The sequence below is a fragment of the Rubellimicrobium mesophilum DSM 19309 genome (assembly GCF_000600335.2).
Lineage (GTDB): Bacteria > Pseudomonadota > Alphaproteobacteria > Rhodobacterales > Rhodobacteraceae > Rubellimicrobium > Rubellimicrobium mesophilum.
This window is the reverse complement of the sequence record NZ_KK088535.1, coordinates 1-3,708: the sequence shown is the minus strand read 5'-3', so window position 1 is coordinate 3,708 and position 3,708 is coordinate 1. Positions and strand designations below refer to the sequence as shown.

Below are 3,708 nucleotides of genomic sequence, written 5' to 3'. Positions count from 1 at the left end.
CCCGCCGCTGCACTCGGCCCGGGAGGCCGCCCATCGTCCTGAACCTCCCGCCCCTGCACTCGGCCCGGGATGCCGCCCAAGACGCAGGCGCCCACCAGAGGGCTCTCCGGTGGGCGAGGAACCCCGTACAACGGCTTGGGGCCGCCCTGCCGGGCAGCCCCTTGGCGCGGTCCAGCCGCACCCGCCTCGAGCCTCAGTTGTTCCTGCCGCCTCGGCCACCGCCGCCGTTGCCGTCGCGGTTGCCGTTCGCCGCGCGTTGGCCGTCCGAGCCGCGCCCGTTCCCCCGGCCAGGGTTGTCGGCCTCGTCCCGGTCGGCACCGTTGCCGCGGCCGCCTGCGACGCCGCCGTTGCCGCTCACTCCCCGAGGGCCGTCGGGCCCCTTCCCATCCCCCTGGCCGGGGTTGTCACTGTCATCGCCGTCGGTGTTGTTGCCATGACCGCAGTTGCTATGGTTGCCGTTCTCGTCCCCATCACCACCACCTCCGCAACCACCGCCAGAGCCGCCGCCCTGGCCCCCTTGGGACCCGCCAGGGCTCGTGTCCTCACCTTGGCCGCCACCCGCTCCCTCATCACCGCTGCCCGAGCCTGCGCCGGAGCCGCCGTTGCCACTCTCGGACCCGGCATCGCCCGGGCCACCGCTCCCGGTGCCCTCGGTGCCACCCGCCGACCCACCGGCACCGGCACCAGCGTCCTGGCCACCACTCCCGGCGCCCTCGGTGCCCTCGGTGCCACCCGCCGACCCACCGGCCCCGGTGTCCTGGCCACCACTCCCGGTGTCCGCTCCACCTTTGCCGTCGTCAGAGCCCGGCCCGGAGCCGCTGTTGCCGTCCTCGGAGCCGGTGTTGCCCGGACCACCGCTCCCGGCGCCACCTGCGCCACCGCCGGCCCCGTTGCCGCCCGTGCCCCCGTTGCCAGCACCCCCGCTGTCGCCGCCCGCACCTCCGCCGTCGGTCCCACCGCCACTGCCGGTGCTGCCACCAGAGCCACCCGCGCCAGACCCATTGCCGCCGGCCGTCCCGCCACCCACGCCGCCCGTGCCTCCACCAGCATCACCCCCGCCGATGGTGCCGCCCCCGGCGCCGCCGTTGCCGGCGCTTCCACCGGTGCCGCCCCCACCGGCCGCACCACCGCCCCCGGACCCTGCACTGCCCTGGCCGCCGCCACTGCTGCCATCCGTGCCTCCAGCCCAGTTGCCGCCCGCGCCGCCGTTGCCGCCTGAACCCGCACCACTTCCACCGCCCTGGCCGCCCTGGCCGCCCCCGGCGCCGCCGGCGTCGGTGTTGTCGCCCTGGTTGGCCCCGGCGTGCCCCGACCCCCCGCCGTGCCCCCGGCCGCCTTTGCCGCCCCCGTTCCGACCGGCGTCCTCATCGCTGCGGCCCGGGCGCGGGTGATGGTTGCGACCCTGCGTCGGGCGATCACCGTCGCGGCCATGACCAATCGACTGGCCATCATCGCCGCCACCGTCGAAGCCGATCCGGCCCGGAGCCCGCGGCCCGCATTCAAAGACCCATTCGCTCATCCGGCCATCAAGCTGGGCTTCCACCCGGACCTGCTCGGCGCCCACGTAGATCGTGATCGCCGAGTAGCCCTGCCGCTGAAGGGTCTGCATGGCCGGCTGCACCGAGGGGCAGGTGGCGACGAAGGGCAGCGCCGACTGGGCGGGGGGCTCGATGGCTGGCGCCAATCCCCCCGCCCAGGCTGTGGTCGCAAGGCCAGTGAGGGCGACCGTCGCCAAGAGAACACGCTTCATTCCGAACTCCTCCACTGGTTCAACCAGGTCCGCCATTCTGTTGTTGTGATGAGGTGGGCAATCGCCCTACTGATCTGGCGGTAGAAACAGGACATGGCAGAAATGTGAATGCATCTTGGCGTCAATGCGTCCGAAATGCGGCGCGTCCGCCATGATCAGGATCAAGATCTTCCGCCAGTGTTTCCAGCCAGGGCACACGCGCGACCGCCGGCGTGCAGGAAACTCATCGTATTTGGTAGGTTGGCAGAAGTTGTCTTCTGACATTGGCTACGAAACAAGAATGATCGCTCATCCTGCAGTTGATCCAGGATGACCAAAGCCGCAATCAGGGGAAGAGCACTACAACCTGGAGCAGATGCAGTATTCGCACTTTCGACCGTTCTCAATCTGCCGCATTCCGGGAATACTCCGTTTCGCCGGCAGCTATGACCTCAACCTGAAAGCGAAAACGGCAGCGACCGTTTCCATGTCTTCTCAGATGGCGCACCATTCCACGGAACGGACCTCGACAGAAAACAGTGCCAGACCGTGGCCGTTGGGCCGCCGCATTCCCAGCCCCGAGGCTGTCCTGTTGGTCTTGGAGGTCTAGACCCTGCGAGCACCTGATCGGCCTCCAGGAACCGCTCGGCCTTCCGAGACGTAGATGCCTCACGTGAGTTGGCTCACGTCGCTCCTGTCCCGTGTTCCCGTGGTCCGATGAAGATCGACCTGCAGGCTCATGTCCTCCACACGCTCGCGGTCGGAGAGACCCGATCCTTCCTCAACTTCACACTGGCCACAAAGGCTCGCCGGGGCGAGGTCGTGGGGGTGGCGCAAGACGTCCGTCTCGAAAACGCGCAAGTCATCGACCTGCCCTCGCGAGGGGTCTACGGGCGCACCCCGGACGGCATCATCCGCTACCCTCTGGCCGAGGTCGGGCCCCGCTGGGCCGACCAGACCCAAGTCGCGGCAGCTTGGGCCCGGGCGGATCCCGCCCTCCAGCGGCTTGCCAAGGCTGCCGGGCGGGTGCTCGGCGACCGGGTGATCGAAGTCATCGCGCTTCGCGACGCTCTCGTCCTCACCACCCTTCGAGCGGTGCCGGACGTCGCTGGACCGGATGACCTTGAGTTGGCCCAGACTGTCCGCCAGACCACCGTGGTGGTGCTGCCCTCTGGCCTGACGCTCACGGGCGCAATCCACGCCCTGGGCGGGGCGGGCCATGTGATCGGTGAGCGGCTTTGGCGCCTCGCGCGTGGCCTGCCGGAGGGCCCCATCCGACAGGCCTGCCGACGGGCGCGGATCGTGGTTCTGCCCCCGGCCCAAGACCGCCAGGGCCACCGTGCCGCTGGCTAGCCGACGGACCTGTGGCCCAATCGGGCAGTCAGGACTTGGGCTACGCAGCCCTGGCCACGACCCGTCCCAGAGCCACTCCGGCGACCGCGAGCACCGCCGCCGACACCAGCGCCCCCAGCCCGAACCAGAGGGCGGACGCGGCACCCACCTCCTCCCCGTGGAGGACCCCGTGGCAGACACCCATCAGCACGACCGTGCTGAGCGCCTCGCGCGGGGGCAGGCGCACGGGCACGAGGGCCGCGCCTACAAGCAGCCCCACGGAGGCGAGCACCAGAAGGTGGACCAGGGCCTCGAGGGTCGACCCTAGAGGTCCGCCTGTCGCGAGCGCCAGGCCCACGGCCATTCCAGCCAGGAAGGCCGTTGGGAAGGCCCTTGGGGCTCTGTTGCGCAAATCCTGCGGGATTCCTCTTGGAGGCTGAGTGGGTTAGTGGATGAGGATGCCCAAGCCTGACCCTCCGACCTACCGCACGACCAACTGGCGCGCCTACAGTGAAGCCCTGAAGCAGCGCGGCTCGCTTTTGGTCTGGTTTGATCCCGAGATGGAGTGGATCGCCGCCCCGAGTGGCCGGCGCGGGCGTCCGACCACCTTCTCGGATGCTGCCATCCAGGCGTGCCTGATGTTGAAG

General features: G+C 70.1%; 4 protein-coding genes. 2 read left to right on the top strand and 2 right to left on the bottom strand.

Annotated features, from left to right (window positions below; translation table 11 throughout):
• Positions 1-193: 193 nt before the first annotated feature.
• Entirely contained in the window at positions 194-1,750 is a 1,557-nt protein-coding gene (locus RUMESO_RS26035) for a hypothetical protein (RefSeq protein WP_211262753.1), read from the bottom strand.
• 696 nt (positions 1,751-2,446) lie between these two features.
• On the opposite strand from RUMESO_RS26035, the gene RUMESO_RS02195 reads away from it, so the two are divergent.
• Positions 2,447-3,082: a hypothetical protein gene (locus RUMESO_RS02195; protein WP_037277758.1), complete on the top strand. Its 636-nt coding sequence runs from the start codon at positions 2,447-2,449 to the stop codon at positions 3,080-3,082.
• A 40-nt stretch (positions 3,083-3,122) separates the two neighbouring features.
• Here RUMESO_RS02195 and RUMESO_RS02190 read toward each other — a convergent pair whose 3' ends face one another.
• Positions 3,123-3,473 (bottom strand): HupE/UreJ family protein, encoded by a 351-nt coding sequence (locus RUMESO_RS02190; RefSeq protein ID WP_169791120.1) that lies wholly within the window; start codon positions 3,471-3,473, stop codon positions 3,123-3,125.
• 46 nt (positions 3,474-3,519) lie between these two features.
• Here RUMESO_RS02190 and RUMESO_RS02185 point away from each other — a divergent pair.
• Positions 3,520-3,708, top strand: a 189-nt coding sequence (locus RUMESO_RS02185; protein WP_211262752.1) for a transposase, incomplete at its 3' end; no start/stop codon positions are given.

What these genes read in the sequence shown, in the direction of transcription:
- RUMESO_RS26035 (WP_211262753.1), bottom strand. Translation starts at nt 1,750, where the DNA reads ATGAAGCGTGTTCTCTTGGCGACGGTCGCCCTCACTGGCCTTGCGACC.
- RUMESO_RS02195 (WP_037277758.1), top strand. Translation starts at nt 2,447, where the DNA reads ATGAAGATCGACCTGCAGGCTCATGTCCTCCACACGCTCGCGGTCGGA.